Source organism: Actinospineispora eucalypti (assembly GCF_039543365.1).
Lineage (GTDB): Bacteria > Actinomycetota > Actinomycetes > Mycobacteriales > Pseudonocardiaceae > Pseudonocardia > Pseudonocardia eucalypti.
Map to the genome: position 1 here is coordinate 142,481 of NZ_BAABJP010000052.1, position 22,296 is coordinate 164,776.

Annotated in this window: 1 protein-coding gene (running past both ends of the window); it reads left to right on the forward strand. The window is 71.5% G+C overall.

The whole window is internal to a rhomboid family intramembrane serine protease gene (locus ABEB12_RS35890; RefSeq protein ID WP_185063161.1) on the forward strand: the coding sequence, 122,763 nt in all, runs 14,922 nt past the left edge and 85,545 nt past the right edge, and what appears here is coding positions 14,923–37,218 — codons 4,975 (complete) to 12,406 (complete); the first codon wholly inside the window starts at window position 1. Both the start codon and the stop codon lie outside the window.

The window sequence follows — 22,296 nt, forward strand, 5'->3', positions numbered from 1 at the left end:
GCCGGCGGCGCCCGCGACGGCACGCCCAGTGGCTCGGCCGGCAAGGCGGTCGAAGGCTCGGGGCAGCGGGCGTTCGGCTCAACCGGCGACGGCGAGCTGGGTGGCGCCGGCGATGGTGAGCTGGTGGCCGGGCACCGGCCGGCCGGGTCCGACGGCGGAACCGATCCGACAGTGGCGTCCGTCCGGGGTGGCCCAGCGGCGGGCGCAGGCCTGAACAGCGGCCAGGGTCCCGGTGACTCCGTCGCTGGTGGCGGCCCGGGCCCGGTCAGCTCCGGCCGAGACGGCGTGGGCAGCGGTGCCGGTGGCGTCGGTCCGGGCGGTGGCTCAGCCGGCGGGGCTGGCGTGGCCGGTGCCGGGGCGGGCGGCGGCGCCGCGGCCGGCGCGGTCGGTGGCACGGGTGGCAGGCGTGCCGGCACGCCGGACGGCGATGCGGTTGCGGCCAAGCCGGCCAACACCAGCCAGCCGGCGAACACCAGCCAGCCGGCCAACGCGACCGAACCGGCCGGCGTGGCCGACACGGCCACGACACCGGCCGACGGCACCGCCACCGTGCGCGACACCACCGATGCCACAGCATCTACCGGTGCCAACTCGGCCGGCCACGGCTCCAGCGGCGCAACCGGCCAGGCCGGGCGGCCCACCACGCCCGGCTCGGACCCGGGCGGCAACCCGACCCAGCCCGCGGAAAGCGCGGGCAACGGCGGCGCTGGACCGGCCGGACAGGGCGGCGGCCCGCACGGCGCCGGCACCCCGCCGAGCAGCGAGAAGAGCGCTGACAGCACGACGGGCTACGCAGAGAACACCCGAGGGTTCGACCCGAAACCGGACCCGAAGAGGGATGACCGCTCGTCCGGCATTCCACCGCCGCGGGAGCCCAACTCCTCTTCACACGACGGCGGTAGCGCTGACGGGCATGACCAGACGCCGACACCTCGGCAGCTGCGTGAGCAGGTGCAGTCCAAGCAGCGGTCGCTGTCGAACGCGGCAGAACCCGCCGCCGAGCAGTTCCTCGATGCCTACAAGCAGGAGCATCCGAACGGGGGGATCGAGGACTGGCTTCCGCACCAGGTAGTGGCCCTGGCCAAGGCTCGGCTGGCGGCCGATCAGTCCCGTACGTGGATGGGCCGCACGGTTCGTGGCTTGATCCTCGAGATGCGGATGGGCGCCGGGAAGTCCCTGATCCAGGGAGCGATCGGGTACTGGCTGGCGCTGGAGGGCAAGGGAGTCCACCAGGTCTTCCACACCAAGGAGAAGGCAGGCAACTTCTTCGAGGAGATGCGCCCGGTCTATCGCCGGCTGGGCATGGAGGCCGGGCAAGCCAAGCAGGGCATGACGGATGCCGAACTACGAGTGGAGTTCGCCAAGGACCTCACCATCGGCGAGAAGACGATCTTCGAGCACACCAACCAGAGGGACGCGAAGGCCGCCGAAGGCCAGAAGGTGGTGCAGCGCGAGCTGCGCCATTACGTGGTCGACGAGGCCGATGACGTACTGAACTGGCAGGCGCTGAACCCGTCGGTGATCGCCGAGCGGATCACCACGAACCTGCGCAAGGTGCGCACCAGCCACCAGATCAGGGCCGCGGTCGATCAGGCGATGCGGCTGGGCGCGGGTGACTACTCGTTCACCCAGTCGGGCAAGGCCAAGCTGACCGCCTCCGGTGAGCAGACGCTGAGTGGGTTGACCGACAAGCAGCGGGCACAGGTCCTGGACGTTCTGGAGACCGCTCGCCAGCACGCGCTCAACCGCGACCACATCTTGGACGACGCGGTGGTGCTGCTGTCCGAGGGCACCGGGCGGGCGAACCCGCACCTGCGGTTCAACGGCGACGCCCATCGGGTCATGGAGGCCATCTACGGGCTGCCGATCCACGAGCCGCAGCGCATCGTCAGCTCGATCACCACCCCGAAGTACGTCAAGAAGTACACCGGTGTGGTCATCGGGCTCACCGGTACCGCCAAGGCCGACGAGAAGCTGTTCTGGACGTTCTACGGGCTGCGGGTCGAGACGATCACCGTCAAGATGCCCGAGGCCCAAGAGGTCGGCTACGACGTCTACCCGACCCAGAAGGGCGCCGACGAGGCACGGGTCTCCGACACGCTGGAGCGCAGCAAGAACGGCCAGCCGGTGACCATCGGTGTCAAGTCCATCCCGCACGCCCAGCGGCTGGCCCAGATGATCGCCGAAGCGTTCGCCAAGATGGGCGTGACCGCCGAGGTCAAGCCCGGTGACGACGGCGAGACCGTCAAGGTCCGCATGGTCAACGCCCTACCCGAGTGGGCGGCGAACGAGGGTGACACGGTCGCCAGGGCCAAGCTACCGGGGGAGATCACCATCGTCACCCAGGCCGGCGCCCGGGCCACCGACTACCGCGCCGGTGGTGACAAGAAGTTCTTGGGCCAGACCGACGCCGAGCACGAAGCCGCCAAGGACCAGGTGAAGAAGGCCGGCGGCACGCACATCGGGATCAGTGCCAAGGGCGAAACCGACAGCCAGGACAGCCAGCTAATCGGTCGAGGCATCCGAGGCGAGGACGAGACAGCGACCTACGACAAGAAGCTGTCGCTGGAAGACGAGCAGCTGGCCAAGTACGCGCCCAAGAAGAAGCTGGCCGCACTGCAGGCGGAGGTGAAGGGCCAGGAGGGCAAGCTGACCGGCGAGCAGCTCGAGCGGGCGAAGAAGCTGTTCGACGACGCCGAGCAGAACGCTCGGAGTGCGAATCGCCGGCAGCACCGGCTGATCAACCTCAGCATCTTCGGCCGGCAGGTCGGCCTGCGGTTCGCCGACGCGGTCGCCGTCGCCGACGCCGGCAACCCAGTCGGCTCCCGGGGCAAGCGGGCCACCGGCACCGAGGAGGCAGACCCCCAGACCATCCGGGAGCAGGCCGCGCTGGACGCTTACGACGCGGCCACCCAGGACGCGCACGACGCCCGCCAGGCGTTCTACGACGCCCTCGCGGCCTCCCGACGCAACCCGAACGACCCCGCGGCCTCGGCCGCCCTCGACCAGGCCGTCCACCGGTTGTACGAGACGCTGGGCGACCAGCGCCAGTCGCTGGACGCTTACCAGGAGGCATTCGGCGAGGGACACACACCGTGGGAGTCGGGCGCCAGCGAGGAGCAGGCCCCCGGGCACCAGGACACCGCGCACGACCAGTCTTCCCACGACGAGGACTCGCACGGCGACGAAGGCTCGGGCGACGAGGGGCAGCACGGAGACGAAGGCTCGGGCGATGCGCACACGCCGCCGTCGCAGGGGACGAACCCGACGATCGGCGCCGGGCACGCCGGAGTTTCCGCCGAGGCCGTCGAGAAGGCCCGCCAACTGGCCCAGCAAGGCGACTACCAGGGTGCCGCGAACGCCCTCGCCCCGTTCGCAGGCGCCCCCGAGGTGCGCGGCCCCGACGGCGAGGAGTGGCTGCTGACCGGGCACGCGGCGGTCACCGCCGGCCAGGCGATCGGGATTCTCCACGGGCTGGCGCGGGGCAACGCCGCCACCTTCGCCATGCACCAGCGCCACCTGGCGCCGACGCTGGACGCGCTGCACACCCTTGTGGCGACCCTTCCGGCGGACTCCCTGGTCACCGTGCCGATGCTCAACGCGCTGCAGTGGACCTTCAAGCTGCACCAGAACGCCCGCCAGCTGCGCCAGCAGGCCGAGTCCCGGGAGCGAATGGCCGACTTCGTGGCCGGCAACGGCGACGAGGCCCTGGCCGCGCGGCTGCGGGTGGTGGCCGAGCAGCTGCGGGCACGGGCACAGGCGGAGCTGGACCGGGCCGACCTGCTCAACTGGCCGAACCGCCCCGACTTCGAAGCTCTGCTCGATGGCGCCGACAAGTCCGGGAAGCAGCAGGGCACCGGCACCCAGCAGCAGTCCGGGACCCAGCAGGACAGCGGGACCCAGCAGCAGTCTGGGACCCAACAGGACACCGGGACCCAACAGGACAGCGATCCCGCTGACGCATCGGCGTCCGCACCGGGCCGCTCCCGTGCCCTGCTCATGACCGCACTGCGCGGGCTGGGCTGGGCCGGCGCTGCCGCGGCGCTGTTCGCGGTCGGCGGCGGGTTCGGTGGCGCGGCTGTGATCGGCGCGTCGGTGCCGCTGGTGCTGGCCGGCGGGGCGCTGGTCGCGGCGCTGAGCGCCGGGCTGCTCCAGCTGATCTCGATGCTGCCCAGGATCCGCGGCCCGCCATCGGCGGCCGCGATCCTCGCGGTCGCCCTCCTGGTGATCGCGAACATCCACTACATCGGTGTCACCGACCCGACCGTGGTCGCGTTGGCGTTCGCCGGTGCGGTGCTGGTCGCGCCGCTGCTGAGCTGGCTGCTCAACCGTCGCGCGAAGCTCGGTAACACGTTGTCGCCGCAGAAGCTGGACGCGCGGCAGCGGCCTCAGGTGGGCGAGATGCCCCGGCCGGGTAGCCGCGATGCCGCATCGGGCGGCCCGCTGGCCCTCGACGCGGCCGACGGCTCGATCGTCTACGACGGCGACCCGCGACTTGCCCCCCTGCCTCAGTGGCTGCCACTCGGCACCCCGAACGGGATGACCTGGCGCCTCAACCAGACGCAGGCTGAGCTGCGCACCGTTCAGGGCCTGCTGGACCGGGCGGCGCCGGGCGTGCTGGTGCTGTTCTGGGTGCACCAGGGCGTGATCTACGCCGATCCCCGCACGGTGGCCGCGTTCGGGCGGCTGTCCCCGCGCAACCAGCACGCGATCATGACCCGGGAGATGCTCCGGGTGACCAACCCGGACCGGCCCGACCTGGTTCAGCAGTACGACCAGGCGCACCCCGAGCTGGGCAGAGCCATCCAGGCGCTGACCGCCGAGCTCGCCGCCGAGCCGAGGCCCTCGGCGCCGGCTCCGCGCCGGGTGACGGTGCCGGCGAGCCCCCGGGACGGGCCTTTGGACGCCAGGTCCTGGACCCGCCACGCCGAGGGTCTGCTGCGTGAGGTCCGGCGGTTGCGCAACACGGACCGCGAGCGGGGCTGGGAGCTGTTGGCCCAGGCCGCCTCCGCGCTGGGTCGGGCCGAGCTGCTGCTGCGGGGCGACCCGGACAAGTCGGTGCACCGTGCCTGGCAGCGGGCGGCGGACAAGCTCGCCGAGCTGCGCGGTGCGGGCGGCTGGCGGCGTGCCGAGCCCGATGCTCTTGCCTCGGCCGCACCGGCCGGCGCGCGGGAGACCGGCTTCACCATCCGGATCCGCGACAACCGGGTCACGCTGGAGATCACCCTGCCGAACGGCGCCACGCTCGTCGTCGACGGCCGCCAGATCCACTGGGAGCTGGGCAAGCACGCCTCCGCGCTGGACGCCTTCCTCAGCACCATGGCCGACCAGCTCGGATACCTGCTGCCCTCGGTACTGGACAACGCCGACCGCCAGCGCTGGCTGCTCGAGGTGGCCGCACGGGTCGCCACGGCGGAGAACCCGATCGTCCAGCGGGACGGCCCGGTGCGGATCTACCGCGTCGACCTTGGCGAGCCGATGTTCTCCAACACCGAGGGCCGCCCCACCAGCATCGTCAACCTGGTCACCTACTCGATCGAGCCCGGTCGCCACCTGCTGACCGGCCTGCGCCCGGTCAGCGCGGGGGCGCCGCTGGAGCTGGCCGCGCACGGCTCGCCGATCACCGATGCCGACGCCTCCCGGGTGGTCCTGCGCGATGCCTCCGGACGGGGCCTCGGGACCGCGGTCGTCATCCAGGAGGCGACCGACGACGAACCGGCGTACATCCTGACCGCCGCGCACCTCGCCAAGGGACAGGCGCAGGCCGACGGGCTGCCGGTCGTGACCTGGGTGACCCTGCCGGCCTCGGCATTCGGGCCTCTCGAGGGCGTCGCCCAGGCCGGCAACGACGTCCTCAACCTGCTGCGCCACGAGGACGACCAGCAGCCCGGCATGGACCTGGCGCTCGGCGCGGTCTACGGCCTGAAGAAGAAGGCCGCCCGGCTCGCCAGCGGCCCGGCCGAGGTCGGCGACTGGCTGGCCTTCGCCGGCTACCCGATGAGCCAGTCGCTGGTCCTCGCCGGGCCGGTCAACGGGCGGCTCCCCGGCCACCTCTCCTCCGAGGTCCTCGCCTCGGGCGGGCTGTCCGGCGCCCCCGGCTTCGATGTGCGGACCGGTGAGCTCAAGGCCATCGTCAGCTCCGGGAGCACCCTCATCTACGCGGCCGACGTCCCGATGATCCGGGCCTTCCTCGCGGCCGCGATGCCCCGGCTGCGCTCCTTGATCACTACGGCCGGCCCAGGGCCGCGCCGGAGCGGCCTGGTCTGGTCCTCGGGTGCCCCTGCGTCGTCGACGGTTGGCCTGGTAGTGCGCAGGAACGGCTCCGTCGAGCTGGTCGACTTCGCCTCGTCGGGCTCTCTGTTCCGGTGGTACCTCGCGCAGCAGGCCCTGGGCCTGATCCGGCCGGGTAGCCCGACCTTCGACGTGGTCACCGGCAACGCGGCCGAGCAACTGCGCTGGGAGCTGGGCGGGCGAGTTACTGCGGTCTACCTGTTGAACCGGGCCGGCCCGGTGCATGACTTCCACACGCTCACCAGCCGCCTGCTGGCCCGCCTGCCCGCAATGGAGCGCGAGCTCGACCTGCTGGGAGTGGCGGTCGACAGCCTGCTCGCGCACGGTGCGTTCGGCCTGTCGGTCAGCAGCGTGCGCGAGCGGTTCGAGCGCGAGGCGCGTTCGGTGGACGCCCTCGAGGCGCTCCTCACCGGCACCCGGCGGCTGGCAGCGACCCCAGAGCTCGACCGGCTTCGTGCCTACCTGCCGGCCTTGGCCGGCCGGCGCGACGCGTTGCGTGCCCAGCTCGACCGCATGGCGGGCACCGCAAGCGCGGATGGTTCAGGGCCGGCACGCGTGCTTGCCGACGCCGGCCACGAACCGGAGGCCCGCGGTGCGAACGCGGACGCCGACGAGCTGGCGGAACTCGCCGCACAGGCGGCGACCGAGCTGGCGGCCGCGGAGTCGCTGCTGGCCGGCGCGCGGCGTGACTACGACGCACCCGCACCGGGTGATGCGGACACCGCGGATCCGTGGCAGCGGGTGCCGCCGGCGCTGGAACGGGCCACCGTCGCACTGGCGCGCGCCGAGCTGGCCATGGCCGGGCTGCCCGCGGATGCGCGGCTCTTTGAGCTGGCCGAGCGGTTCGGCGCGGCGCTGCGGGAGCTGGACCGGCTGCGCGCTGACACCACCGACAAGTTCTGGGACGACCCATACCGGTTCAGCCACCTGCAGCGGGTGTACCAGGACGCGCTGGACACCGACTTCGACCCGCGTCCGCTGGCCGACACCGTGGACATGGTCGAGCTGGCCGAGGCGGAGATCCGCGAGGCCGTGGAGAACGCTCCGGAGCTGCTGCGGTTCGGGTCGCAGAAGTGGCAGCCGGTGCGGGTGGTACCGGCTGGCGCGGTGGCCGCCGGATTCACCGTGCTGGTGGATCGGGACATCACGCTGGAGCACCGGTTCGGCGCCGAGGGCACGTTGGTGGTCAGTGCCAAGGTGCTGGGCCAGGTCGCCGAGGACGCCCAGGTGTGGTTGCCGGCCGCGCTCGACCAGCGGGGCCGCATTGCCTGGCTGCTCGGGCTGGTCGGTGACGCGGCATCGCGCGGTGTCACCGAGTTCGAAGCAGGCCGGCCGGTCGGCCTTGCACCCACCAACCCCGGCCGGCTGACCAGCGGGGTCGAGCTGACGCTCATCGAGGTCGAGCCGGGCCGCTACCAGCTCGAACAGGTTCGGCCGACCGGCGCCGAGACCGGCCTGCCGGTACAGCTGCCCGGCGGCGGGGTGATCTACGCACCGATCATCAGCACCGGCGACGCCGCCGACGCGGACGCGGCCGCCCTGACGCTCACCGGCGAGGGTTGGACCGGCGCGGTGGTCACCAGCGGCGGCGCGCGCGGCAACAACCAGGACGGCGGGCTGCTCGGCGAGCAGGACGGTCGGTTCGTCGGCGCGATCGGTGATGGCGTCAGCCACTCGGCACACCCGCGCGACGGCGCGCACGCCGCCATCGAGCTCGGCGCCACCACGTTGCTGTACTCCGCCCCGGCGGCGTTCGGCGCCCCGGACCGGCAGGCCGAGGTCGCGGTGCGCGTGGCCAACAGGGGGGTCATGGCGGTCCCCGGCACGGCGGAACACGACCATTCGGCAACTACCTACGCCGCGATCCAGATCGTTCCGCTGCCGGACGGCCGCTATCGGGCCACCGTGCTGGTCACCGGCGACAGCGTCGTCTATCGGGTCACGCCGAACCGGGTCATCCCGGTCAACGAGCCCGAGTTCCACGAGGGCAGGCGCAACCAGCCGAAGGGGCTGCTGGGCAGGGTGATGCTGGAGAGCGGCCCGCGGGCGCTGACCTTCGTGCTGGAGGAAGGCGAGTGGCTGGTCGCGGTCACCGACGGCGTCACCCGCTACCTGTCGGCGGACGGCCACGAGCTGCTCGACCTGATCCGCGGCGCCACCGACCCGGCCAGTGCCGCCCAGGCCATCATCGACTTCGCGGTGGCGCCGCCGCGCGGCGAAGATCACGCCACCGCGCTCGTCATGGCCCCGAGCACCGGCCCGGCCGGCGCGCCCCACGCACCGAATGACGCCGCGGCGGCGGTTCGGTTGCCGGCCCAGCCTCGGCGGTCCGGTGCCACCTTCACCGAGGCTGAGCGCGGCTCCGTCGAGAAGGCCGTTGCGCATTCCGTGCCGGTGCTGCGCATCAGCCGGCCGCACGGCGAGCGCAAGGGCATGGTCGTCCTCGAACACTTCACCGAGCACATGCGCTGGCACTACGGCGGCAGCCCGACCGATCTGTACTACTACCCGGCACCGGACGGCTGGGACTACATCGATGCCCGCATGTACGCCGCGCTGCAAGCCGGCGCTGACCTGGACCGAGCCCTCCAGCCTGACGAGTCGGTCCAGCTGGAAGAGCCGGCGGCGGAGCCGGACTGGACCTCCTTGGCTCGGCGAGCCGAGCAGGTCGCCGCGTTGCGCACCGGCGACCCGGAGGTGTTCTGGGACGCCCTGGTCGGGATCACCGGTGTGATGCGGGCGGCTCACCTCTGGTTCTTCAACCAGCTGGAGACGCGCGCTGAGCAGGACGAGTACATTGACCGGCTGGCCCCGATCGCCCGCGTGATCGTTGACGCCATCCAGGGCCAGGACCTCACCCGGGCCATGCTGGGTGGCCAGGCCCGGGTGTTCTACCTGCGGGACACGGTGCTCGGCGCGATCGGCAACGCCTCGGTGCTGCTGCGGCCACAACCCGAGCCCACCGCTGCTCCTGCCAAGCGGGGCCGGTTCGGCAGGTTGGTGCGGAGCCTCATCGGCGGCACCGGCCCGGCTCTGCACCCTGTTGACGGCGGGAAGCCGGTCAAGCTCACCCCGGGTACGACGCTGCGCATCGGGCGCGGCGAGCCTGGCCATGCCAACGGCAACGACGTCCTGGTTGACGACGGCCGCACCTCCCGCACGCACGCGGACATCCGCTACGACGCGGAACAGGGTGGCTGGGTACTGCGCGACATCGGTTCCAGCAACGGCACGTTCGTCAATGCCGAGCAGGTCGAGGAACGCTTGCTCGCCGACGGCGACCAGATCAGCTTGGGTCGCGAGCGGGGGCAGCACTTCACCTTCGACGCGGGTAGCCGGCCCGATCGGAGTTGGGCGCCGCTGGCCGGTGGGGCGCTGGGGCTGGGTTGGTTGCGCGACTGGGTGTTGGCGCATCCGGTGTGGACCGCGGTGGCCGCGGTGGTGATCGCCGTGGTGGTGGTGCTGGTCGTGCCGGGGCTGCGCGCCAGGCTGGCCGCCCGGTGGGACCGGCTGACCGGTGCGGTGTTGCGGTCGCGGGTTGATGCCGCTGGTGAGCGGTTGCGCACCGGGTATGACGGCTTGCGTGCCGCGATCGCCTCCGGCGAGGGTGTGCCCGAGGCGGCCGCACGGGTTCTGGCGGCGCAGCGGCGGCTGTCCGGGTTGCTGGCCCGGTTCGCCGAGCGGGTGTATCCAGAGTGGCGGCCGGAGTGGGCGTTCTCCACCGACGCCGAGATCCAGGCGGTGCTGGCCGATGTGGTGGATCGGCTGGGCGTGGACCGGGCGCTGCTGGTGCTCTCGGACGTTGACGAGGCATTGACCGCCCCCGAGTCGTCCATGTCGCACCCGGCGCTGCTGCCGGGGGCGGCGCCCACCTTCCACGCGCACGCAATGCTCGGTGCCCAAGCGGGACTGAACTCGGGCCGGGCGGCCTCGCAGCTGATGGGCCTGTTCGGCACCGAGCCCGGCGACGGGATCAGCGTGGTCGGCCTGTTCGGCGCCCAGGTCCGCCGCCCCGGCGCGCGGTTGCCCGAGACGCAGCGGGCGCTACGGCAGCAGGCGTGGCGGGACGCGCTGAGCGACTTCCACCGCCAGCACTTCACCGACGAACACGCCGCGGTCGGTATCGAGCCGATTGACAAACTGGGCCCCGACGGCGAGCTGCTCATGCGTGCCTACGACTGGATCCACGCTCCCGCCGAAACCCGCGAGCGGGCCAACGAGCTGGGCACGGCGCTGCAGGAAGCCGCCACCAACGACCCGCGGTTCAAGGTGCAGTCCGGCGCGAACGTGTTCGACCTGACTCACCCCGAGGTGCCGCCGTCGAAGATCACCGGATTCGCCGAACTGATCAACGACCTGCCGGAGGGTGTCCGCCCGATCCTGATCTACGGCGGCGACTCCGGCAGCGACTTCAACGCCATCAACGACGCACTGCAAATCGCCCGGGGCGAACGACCCGACAGCCTGCATCAGCGGGAACTGTTCGACGCCGTGGTCGGCCGTTGGGCCACCGAGGACGACATCATCTCGGTGGCGGTGGCCGGGCCACACACCTCGAGCAAGTTCGTCGAGAAAGCCACGATCCGGGTACGTGGGCCTCCGGGCTACCTGCGCATGCAGTTGATGCTCAACCAACTCCTGCTCGACCGCTGGCTCGACGAGCACGGCCACGGGACCGGTGACAACCGACCCGGTCGGCCCGCCAGGCGCTGGACGAGGTGGACGGCCGGCGGCCTGTTGGCCGCGCTGGCGGGATTGGTCGGGCTGGGTGTCGGCGGTAACACCTCCCGGGACCCGCACACCCAAGAGCACGCCGACCGGCCGGGCGTGGTCCTCGAGCACCAGCCGGTGACCGAGCCGACGATCCTGACGCTGCGCGTGGCGTACACCCAGGACGGCGACACGCCGCGCCGCTGGATCGAGGGCCTCTATGGCATCGAGACGGTGCGCGATCCTGAGGCGTTGCACCGCGCGATGGTGGCGCTGCGGGCGGTCAACCAGCACATCACCGACGAGAACTGGCCGGCCACCCTGGATACGCCGTTCCCGACGGGCACGAAGCTCGACCTGCCCGAGGGCACCGGCGCGGAGTGGACCGTGACGCACCCGGTGCTGACCGGGCACCAGCACGACGCGGTGACCGTGATCATCGCCCGGTTCGGCCTGTTCACCCCGTACGGCCACGCCGACCCGGCGGTGCTGGTGGGCGCCAACCCGGGCGTGTTCGCCCACCAGGACGCGGACACCGTGTTCCCGGATCAGGGGCTGACCGTCCCCGCCGGCGGCTACGGCACCGAGCCGGTCACGGTGACCGTGCCCGGCCCCGCCGAGCCCGGGCAGTCCGGTGACCTGCCCGCCCCGGGGGAGACGAACACCCCGGGGCCGTCGCAAACCCGCGACGAGGCATCGCCGTCCTCGGCTTCCTCGCAAACCGAGAGCCAGGCGCCGCCGTCGTCGAATGCCGCACCGACCGGAAACGAGTCGTCGACGACGAGTGCGGAACCGACCGCCGGTGGGCAGCCGGACCACGGCCAGTCCTCGCGGGGAAGCGGCGTGTGGCGCTGGCTGCTTGGCCTGGGTGGGCTTGCGCTGGCCCTGGTTGGTGGGCTGTTCGGGTGGCGCCACCGGGGCGCGGTCGGCGACTTCGTTACCGGCGTGTTGGCGGTGTTCGGTGACTGGTCGGCGGACTTGCCGGTTCGGTGGCGGGTCGGTTTTGGGATCACTGCCGGGGTTGGTGTCGGGGCCGGGACGGGCGTGTTGGCGGCTACCGGCGGCACCGCTCCGACCCTGGCCGCAACCGTGGCCGCCGGCGTGGGTGTGGCGGCGTTGCTGCGGCTGTTCTGGTCGCCGATCAAGGCACGCGCCCCGAACCTGACCGCGGAGCGGGTGGTGCGGGCTCTGGTGTACGCGGTCTTCATCGCGCTGTCCGCGTTCGCCATTCTCGCCGGCCCGGTGTGGGCACTGGTGCTGCCTCTGGCCAGCACGATGGGCATGTTCGTGCGGGCCACGGTCAGCACGCTGACCGATCTGCCCGGCGACCTGCCGGCGCGGCTGGCCAAGGCCCGGCGGGTGCAGCTGAGCCTGCTGACTTTGCACACCCTGAGCTTCGTGGTCAGCCTGCACGCGAACGTCCCGGTCGGCGACATAACCACCTGGGTGTTCATCGAGTCGCTGGTGTTTGCCGTCTCGCACTTCGGATTCGTCTTCGCCCTGAAGCTTCCCCGCCTGGCCGCCGGCAACGTGGACCGGCTGGACCCGACCCTGAACAGCCGGCCAAGGCAACTGGGCCGGTTCTGGGCATTCGCCCTGTTCGACCTTGGGCACTGGGCCTGGCTGTTCCGGCTGTCCGCGCCCATCGACTGGGGCGGGAAGGGCTACTTGGCCGCCGCGCTGGGCGGGCACTGGGTGATCGGTGCGGTCCTGATCACCATCTTCTCCATGGCGATGTCCATCGGCTGGCGCACCATCCACGTCTACAAGACGGACGTGAAGAACAACCAGAAGCACATGCTGCCCGGGCCGAGGCTCACCACCTGGTTCGACGACGGCGCGATGAACATCGTGGCCGCCGGCCTGATGTGGCTGATCAGCCCGGTCGCCACGATCATCACCGGTTCGCTGCTGGCGGCGTTGACCACGTTCGTGGTCGGCTACCTGATCAAGCACGGCGACCCCGTCGGCCCCGGGATCAAGGCCTTCGCGGTGAACGTGCGGTTGGCGTTCACCCACTGGTCGCTGCCGCTGACCCGGCAGTTCCGGATCGGGCTGCGGTTCAGCCTGCCGGTCACCGGCGGGCTGGCGCTGGAGCTGCTGGCCTTCACCCCCGGCGGCCCGGTGCAGGTCACCGCCGGCGCGCTGGCCGTTACGGCTGGCGTGATCATGGCGCTGCGGCTGCTGATCACCCCGGCCTGGGCGCGGGCACTCGGCCGCGCCCAGGCAACGACGAACGCCGGTCTGGTCCGCCAGCTCGGACTCCTCGCGCTCAACGCCTGGGGCAGCTACCAGACGCTGGCCTCCGACCTGCCCGCACCGGCCAAGGCCGTGATCCTCACCGCGAGCGCCGTACTGGCGCTGATCATCACGCGGCGTGGCCCGCCGAACAACGGCAACGGCCTGGACAACCACCTCCCGGCCACGAAGTCCCCATCCGCCACAAGGCACGTGGCCCGGGTGCTTGCCGTGGCGATTGCCATCGCGGCGGTGATGATCGTGCTGACCGCCGCGCCAGCAGCCGCCGCACCGCTCACAGCGGCCACCCCAGCCTCCAGTTCGACGCCCGGCGCCCTGCCCGCGTGGGGGCTCGCGCTACTCGCGGCCGGCGTACTGGCGGTGCACGTGGCCGTGAAGGGGCCGGACAAGCAGCGCTCCCGGCTGCTCGGCCGGGGCGTGGCCCAGCGAGTGACGCGCGCGCTGCACCGGTTCACCGGGGCCGCGCTGCTGGTCGCCGGGCTGAGCGCGGCGTTGCTGGCGTGGTGGACGGGGGAGCCGACGGTGCTGGCCGCCGTGGTGGTGAGCGGCGGCGGGCTTCTTGGTGGGGACGGTGGATCGAGCCGCTGGTCGGAGTTCCTGGCGGGACGGTACGTCGCCATTCGGGACGGTTATGGACGAACGGTTGCCCGGGTACAGGACGCCGGCCTGGAGGTCGACCAGGAGGTCGCGCTGAGCGTCGGTGCCAAGCGCGCGGAAGTCCGTGTGGTGCTCTCGTCCGAGCAGTTCCGAGTCTGGGCGGCGCTCGGGCCGGACTTTGCGCTGCCGGTTGGCTTCACCTTCGTTGTGCTGGGTGGGCTCATCGATCGCGTGGCCGAAGCTCGGGTGAGTCTGGAGCAGACCCAAGACACCCGGATCGAGCCGCTCGATGACCTGGTGGCGTACGGTCTGTCCGGCCAATGGGTGACCGACGCCGAGGTCTTCGCGGTCCTCGACGAGGAGTGGACGCCCGAGCAGCGTCGTGGGCTGTTCGAGAAGATCCTCGGCCCGCAGGGGGTCCCGGCGCTGCCCGAGCTGGACGGGTTGGGACCGTTTACCACCGCTCGCGCCCGGGGCAGCCGGATCGTCGATGAGCTGCGGCGCGCCCGAGTCGACGCGACAACTCCCGGCGAGCTGACCGCGAAGCTGGGGCTGTCGCCCCGCGAGCAGGCCGAGGCGATCGCCGCGCACCCCTGGCTGGACACGAACGTCACCTGGGTGTGGGCGGTGGACCCGGCGGCCACCTCGGCTGGCTTCACCGCGCTCGTGCGGGACGACGGCACGCTCGCGCTGCGGCTGGAGTTGTCCATCCCGGGACGAGGCTCCCTGCTCATCCGGGGGCTGGACACCTCCCGCTTCGGCGGGCCGCTGGCCACGAAGATCCACACACTGCGCGGGATGAGTGCCGATTGGGCCGCGCCGGACGGATGGCCGGAGTCCGCGTCCGGGGACCTGTTCTTCGAGTTCCTCGCCGACGGCTGGGCACATGGCGTGCTCGGCGCACCCCGGCCGGTGGCTGACGGGCTTTGGGCACAGCACCTCGAGCCTGCCGGGCAGTGGGGCGCGGCGTCCCCCGACGGCTTCGAGCTGGCGGTCGACATCGACGCGATCGGCACCTGGCTGGACAACGTCTACCCCGGCCCGCCGGCCACGATCACCCCGTCCGGAGACAGCACGATTCTCGTTCTGCACCAGGACGGGCTCGGCAGCGGCGTCCGGGTCGGCGAATTCACCGTGGCCACGGTGTTGCACGTCGTGCACGGCCAGCCGGCCAACCAGATCATGGTCGGCGACCCGGACCTGGGAGTTGCGTTGGTCACCGGCTGGGTACGGGCCGAGCTGGACGAGTTCACCCGCAACCGGCTGCTCGCCGAACAGGCGCCGCAACACCACGGCACCCTGGAGTTCGCGCTGCTGATCGTGCCCAACCTGCCCAACCTCTACGGCCCCGGGGTCGGCCCGCCCATAGCGGAGATCGGCACCGACCCAATCCCCGACGGCACCCCGCTGGACATCACCGGGCATCCCGGGTCCGCCCGGCGCACCACGGTCGGGCCAAGCCGCGACAGCGGCCGGCTGGCCCGGGCGCACACCCCCGGCGGTCACTCCGGAGGCGGCGCCTACCATGCGGGACACCTACGCGGCCTGGTCAGCCACGGCGGACCGTTCGGCGCGAAGATCGTCGGCCCCTCGGGGCTGCTCGCCGAAGCGATCGAGGTCGCCACCACGAAGGCGACGGACCTCGGGCTTCTCCCGCGCGAGCCGACGCTCGCGGACGAGATCAGCGCCCAGCTCGACGAGCTCGAGGCGGGCACGCGTGCGCTCGCCCGCGAACCGGCCAGCCGAGCGATCGCGGTGCTGATCCAGCTGCCCGAGCTCCGCGAGTCGCTCAACACCGTGCGAGAAGCCCTGCAAACCAGCCCGACCGAGCCGGTCTACAACCAGCTGGCCGACCGGGCCACCGCCGCCGATCTCGCGCTGGACGAGTTGCTGCACGACGCGGCTCGCGAGTTCTTCCGCAGTGAGCAAGAAATACAGCGGCGCCGGCGGCTCATCCAGCAAACCGTCGAGACACCGTCCGCGGAGCCGCACAACGAGCCCGGCCAGGCCATGACCCACGACCGGTCCGCTGACGATCTTCAATTGGATCACCGCATGCGCGACCTCCTCCGCTCACTCGAGGTGGAGCCGAAGCTGGACGAGAACCTGCTCGAGAACCTGCGCAAGGAGGCGTTCGAAAAGTTCTTCGGCACCCGACACGACCAGGGTGGCGACGAACGGCCTCGGGCGCCCGCGACGGGCCTGCGGATCATGGAGTCCTCGTCGCCGGCAGATCCGGCGGCCGAGGCCGAGCCCGGCATCGCGACCGAGCAAGGTGGCCGTGCTGGCGCGTTCCGCGCCGCGCTGCTGATCACCGCGATCGTGCTGGTCGTAGTGGCGATAGTGATCGCCCTACTGGTGACGACCCCTCACCTGCTGCCGGTGACCGGTGCCGCCGTGCTGTTCCCCGGAATCCGGCTCCGGCGGCTGATCGGCGAGGTCGGGCCCGGCGCATCCCGCGGCGGCGGCCTGGCAATCGACCTGACCGGTGCGCAGGTGCAGGAACTGCTGCCGGACGACGAGGCTCTCCGGCTGGACGGGGATGGCACCCCGCTGGACGGCAAGCTGTTCCGGTACCTGGCAAGAGGCCCGCCGCGGGTATTCACCCGCGCGGAGAAGGCCGAGCTGGCCGAACTTGCCGGCTGGGTGGTCATCACCGACGAGGCACCGCTGGGCGGCCAACTGCTCGGCTGGGGCGGCCGCCGCGCCGACGGCACCCCGGTCATTCTGCTGCCCCGCCACATCGCCGAACTGGTGCACCTGCTGATCGAGCTCGACCCGAGGTTCGCCCGCTGGTGGCTGGAGTTCCTGCGCCACGAACGCGACCACCACATCAACAACAACCACCACACCGGAACGGAACACGACCACGACAACGACCTCCTGGTCGCGTGGCTGCGTGAGCAGCTCCAGGCCTGGCTGGCTGGGACCGGCGAGCGCCTGAGCAACGCGTACGAGGCGCTGGGCGCCGCTGCCGACACCGGGGTGGGCATCGCCGAGGCGGCCACCGAGGTGACGGCCGCGCAGCAACAACTGGCACGGCTGCTGACCGGGCTGGGCTCCTGGGCCTACCCCGGCTGGCAACCGGGGGACTACACGTTCTCCACCGACGCCGAGATTCGGGCAGTGTTCGAGCCGCTGGTCGCCCGCATGGACCCCAGCACCGCGCTGATGATCCTGTCCGACGTGGACGAAGCACTCACCGACCCGGACTCCTCGATGTCACACCCTCGGCTGCTGCCCGGCGCCGCCGCCACCTTCCACGGTCACACCCAGCTCGGTGCGCACGCCGGACTCAACTCCGGTCGCGCCGCCTCCCAGCTCATGGGTCTGTTCGGCACCCGCCCAGGCGATGGGCTGAGCGTCGTCGGCCTGTTCGGCGCCCAGACCCGGTGGCCCGGTGAGGCAGCACCGGAAACCGCGCCCAAGCTGCACACCAAGGCCTGGTTGGCCGCCCTGAACGACTTCCTCGCCCGGCATTTCACCGACGAGCATGCCGCCGCCGGCATCGAGCCCATATTCAAGCTGGGGCCCGACGGCGAGCTGCTGATGGTTGCGTTCGACTGGATCCACGCACCGGCCGAGACCAAGGCCCGTGCCAACGAGCTCGGCCTGGCACTGCGCGCCGCCGCCGAGGCCCACCCTCGGTTCAACGTCCAGGCCGGTGCCGACGTGTTCGATCTGACCCACCCGAAGGTCCCGCCGTCGAAGATCACCGGATTCGCCCGACTGGTCGCGGCACTACCCGCCGGTGTGCGGCCGATCATCATCTACGGCGGCGACTCCGGCAGCGACTACAACGCCATCAAGGACGCGCTGGAAATCGCCGCTGGTCGCATGCCCAAGAGTCTGAGCCACCTTCGGAAGCTGTTCGCCGCCGTGGTCGACCGCTGGGCCGCCGAGCAGGACATCGTCTCTGTCGCCGTGGCCGGCCCGCAGACCAAGACCGAGTTCGCCCACAACGCCACCATCCGGGTGCGCGGGCCACCCGGTTACCTACGCGCGCAGCTCATCCTCAACCAACTTCTGCTTGATCGCTGGCTGGCCGAGCGTGCGAAAGCAACACCGGCCGCCGAGGCACCGGGTCTGGCCGGCATCGAGGAAGCGGATGCGGTGGCCGAGGGTTACGGTTTGGCGGCCGACATCCTGGTGCACCACGGTGCCGAGGGCACGGGCGTCTACGTCCCGGTCGGGATGGGCATGCTGGCCGCGAGGGACCCCGCACCCATCGTCGCGGTGGGCGCGGCCGAGTTCCTAGGGTCGCCGGGCATCGCGGTGTGGCGTGGCGGCAGCTCCACGCCGTTCGTGTTCCACCCCAGCGCGACCGGGTCCGCCTCGGGGCCGATCGAAGACGCGGCATCGGCGGCCCGGCTCCGCGAGCGGCAGGGCCTACCGATGGCCACCCAGCTGGCGGAGCTCGGGTTCGAGCTGGTCAGCGAGCGGTTGTGGCGCCACCGAGACTACGACTTCGGGTTGTTCGCGGTGCTCGACCGGCACGGTCACCTGACGGAGTTCTACACCGGCCGCTCGAGCCACCTCGTGGACCTGGTCGCCCGGTCGCGGGTGATCGGGGTCGAGCGGGTCACCGACCGGTGGGGCGATGAGGTTCCCGTGCTGCGGCTGGACGCAGGGTGGGTGCGTTACTCGGTGACCAGCGTGATGGCCGAGGCGTTGCGCGCCGAACTGCTCCGCGAGCCCCGCGCGGACGAGTTGGACCCGTCCCGGTTCGCGGTCGAGTTCCAGCCGCGCCGAGAGCCCAGCGGCTTCGTGGTGGGCGGTGACAACGAGACCAGGCTGATCCTCACCCTGGAGAAGATCAACGGGATTTCCGTGGTCGGGTTGACCGGCCGGATGCGGCCCGGCCGCTACGCCGACTCCGGCTTCCTGGGCGAAGCCGACAACCTGCTCGCCGTGCTTGCCCGCGACAACGACGTCGTGCGCGGCGTCGGGCTCACCCACACCGATCTCTACGACGCACTGCAGATCGTGGTCGCGGCCGCCACGCTCGGCCTCACCAAGATCATGATCGCCGGCCACACCTACACCATCGCGAAGTCGACCGAGCGGGGTCACGTCCGGTCGCCGTTCGAGGACGATGTCGGGACGCTCGGGGACAGCGAGTACTGGATCACCCATGAGACCAGTGGCCAGATGCTCGGCATCGCCTCACTCAACATCGAGCTGATCCGCCGCTACGGCTTCTACGAAGGTCCCGGGATCACTCCCCGCTATCCCGGCTACACCGGGCCCGGCGCGTCCTACCGTGCCTCGCCCGAGGAGATCATCACTGTCTTTGCGCACCTGCGTGAACGGGCCGGCGAGGAGCGGCTGGCCCGGGTCGTGACCGACGCCAACGCACGTTACGGCTGGTCAGGTGGGGGGTTGGCGATCGGTCTGACCGGCGAGCAGGTGCAACAGCTGCTCCCGGCCAGCGAGGTGGCCCGGCTCGACGAGGGCGCGACACCATTGAGTAGCCAGCCGCTGGTCAACCTGGCGCGGGCGCCAGTCGGCGTACTCACCCCGGCCGAGGAAACCGAGCTCGCCGAACTGACCAGGTGGGTGGTCGTCACCGACGAGGCACCGCTGGGCGGCCAACTGCTCGGCTGGGGCGGCCGCCGCGCCGACGGCACCCCCATCATCCTACTGCCCCGATGGGTCGCCGAACTGGTCAACCTGCTCATCCAACTCGACCCCAGATTCGCCCGCTGGTGGCTGGAGTTCCTCCGCCACGAACGCGACCACCACATCAACAACAACCACCACACCGGAACGGAACACGACCACGACAACGACCGCCTCGTCGGACAACTCGCGACGCAACTTCGCGCCTGGCTCGGCCACACCAGCGAACGGCTGGCCACCGCATTCGACACACTGGCCACCGCGACGGAATCCGGCGAAGGCGTCGGCGCCGCTGTCGCCGAAGTGGTCGCCGCCCAGCAGCTCCTGTCGCGGCTGTTGACCGGGCTGGGCTCCTGGGTCTACCCGGGCTGGCAGCCGGACTACCCGTTCTCCACGGACGCCGAGATCCGGGCCGTGCTGGCACCACTGGTGGCCCGGATGGGTGCGGGCGCCGCGCTCCTGCCGCTCTCGGACGTTGACGAAGCACTCACCGACCCCGACTCGTCCATGTCGCACCCGGCGCTGCTGCCCGGGGCGGCCGCGGTGTTCCACGGACACACGCTGCTCGGTGCGCTCGCTGGCCTGAACTCCGGCCGGGCCGCGTCCCAGCTGATGGGCCTGTTCGGGGTCCGGCCGGGTGACCGGCTCAGCGTGACCGGCCTGTTCGGTGCCCAGGTCCGCCGCCCCGGCGCGAGCGAACCGGAGACCCGGGCACCGCTGCTGGACCCGAGCTGGGTGGCCGCGCTGGAGGCCTTCCACGCCGAGCACTTCACCGACGAGCACGCCGCGGTCGGCATCGAGCGGATCAACAAGCTCGGCCCGAACGGCGAGCTGCTGATGATCGCCTACGACTGGATCCACGCCCCCGCGACGACCAAGGCCCGCGCCAACGAGCTCGGCCTGTCACTGCGCGCCGCCGCCGACGCGGACCCCCGGTTCAACGTCCAGGCCGGCGCGGACGTGTTCGACCTGACCCACCCGCAGGTACCGCCGTCAAAGATCACCGGGTTCGCGGAGCTGGTCAAGGACCTGCCCGAGGGGTTGCGGCTGCTGCTGGTCTACGGCGGTGACTCCGGCAGCGACTTCAACGCGATCAAGGACGCGCTGGCCATCGCGGCCGGCAACAAGCCGGACAGCCTGAGCCAGGAGCTGTTCGACGCGGTCGTCGACCGCTGGGCGACCGCGGCGGACATCGTGTCGGTAGCCGTCGCCGGACCGCACACCTCGCCGGCATTCACCGACAACGCCACCATCCGCGTGCGCGGACCCCCCGGTTACCTGCGCATGCAACTCATCCTCAACCAACTGCTGCTGGAGTACTGGCTGCGGGACTGCCTGAAGGCGGCCGATCAGCGGCTGAGCGATGCGTTCGATGCCCTGACCGGGGCTGTCGAAACCGGTGTGGGCGTGGGCGCCGCGGTCGCCGACATCGTGGCCGCGCAGCAACGGCTGTCCGATTTGTTGACCGGGCTGGACAGCTGGGCCTACCCGGGCTGGCAGCCGGACTACGCGTTCTCCACCGACGCCCAGATCCGCGCGGCGCTGGAGCCGGTGGTGGCGCGCATGGGCACGGCGGCCGCGCTGCTGATCCTCTCCGACGTGGACGAGGCGCTGACCGACCCGAACTCGTCCATGTCCTCGCCGGCGCTGCTCCCGGGCGCGGCCACCGCCTTCCACGGCCACACCGTGCTGGGCGCGCTGGCCGGGCTGAACTCCGGTCGCGCAGCCAACCAACTGATGGGCCTGTTCGGCACCCGACCCGGCGACGGCCTCAGCGTGGTCGGCCTGTTCGGCGCCCAGATCCGCTGGCCAGGTGAGGCGGAACCGGAAACCGCCGACGGGCTGCTCGCCCCGACCTGGGTCGCTGCCCTGGACAGCTTCCACAACGAACACTTCACCGCCGAACACGCCGCCGTCGGCATCGAACCCATCGACAAGCTGGGCCCCCACGGCGAACTGCTCATGCGCGCCTACGACTGGATCCACGCCCCCGCCGAAACCCGCGAGCGGGCCAACGAGCTCGGCCTCGCGCTACGCGCCGCCGCCGAGGCCCACCCTCGGTTCAACGTCCAAGCCGGCGCCGACGTGTTCGACCTGACCCACCCGCGGGTCCCGCCGTCGAAGATCACCGGGTTCGCCCGGCTGGTGGCCGCGCTGCCGGCGAACGTGCGGCCGATCATCATCTACGGCGGCGACTCCGGCAGCGACTGGAATGCCATCACCGACGCCCTGCGGATCGCGGCGGGTGAAATGCCGGCCAGCCTGGCTCACCTGCCACACCTGTTCGAGGCGGTGGTCGGCCGGTGGGCCGGGCCGGCGGACGTCATCTCCTTCGCGGTGGCCGGCCCGCAGACCAAGCCCGAGTTCGCTCGGAACGCCACCATGCGGGTGCGCGGCCCGCCCGGCTACCTGCGCGCGCAGCTCATCCTCAACCAGCTCCTGCTCGAACGCTGGCTGACCGAGCAGCTGGAAGCCGCCGGCGCGCGGCTAGCCGCCACATACGACGAACTGGAAACAGCGGCGGAGACGGGCACCGGCATCGGTTCGGCCGTCACCGATGTGGTCGCCGCCCAGCGGCAGTTGTCCGACCTCTTGGTCGGCATGGACGCGTTCGTCTACCCGGGCTGGACACCGGATATCGAGTTCTCCACCGACGCTCAGATCCGGGACGTGCTGGGGCCGCTGGTGGCCCGCATGGGCACCGGCACCGCCCTGTTCCCGCTGTCCGACGTGGACGAAGCCCTCACCGGGCCGCACTCGTCGATGTCCTCGCCGTCACTGCTCCCCGGCGCGGCCGCGGTCTTCCACGGTCACACC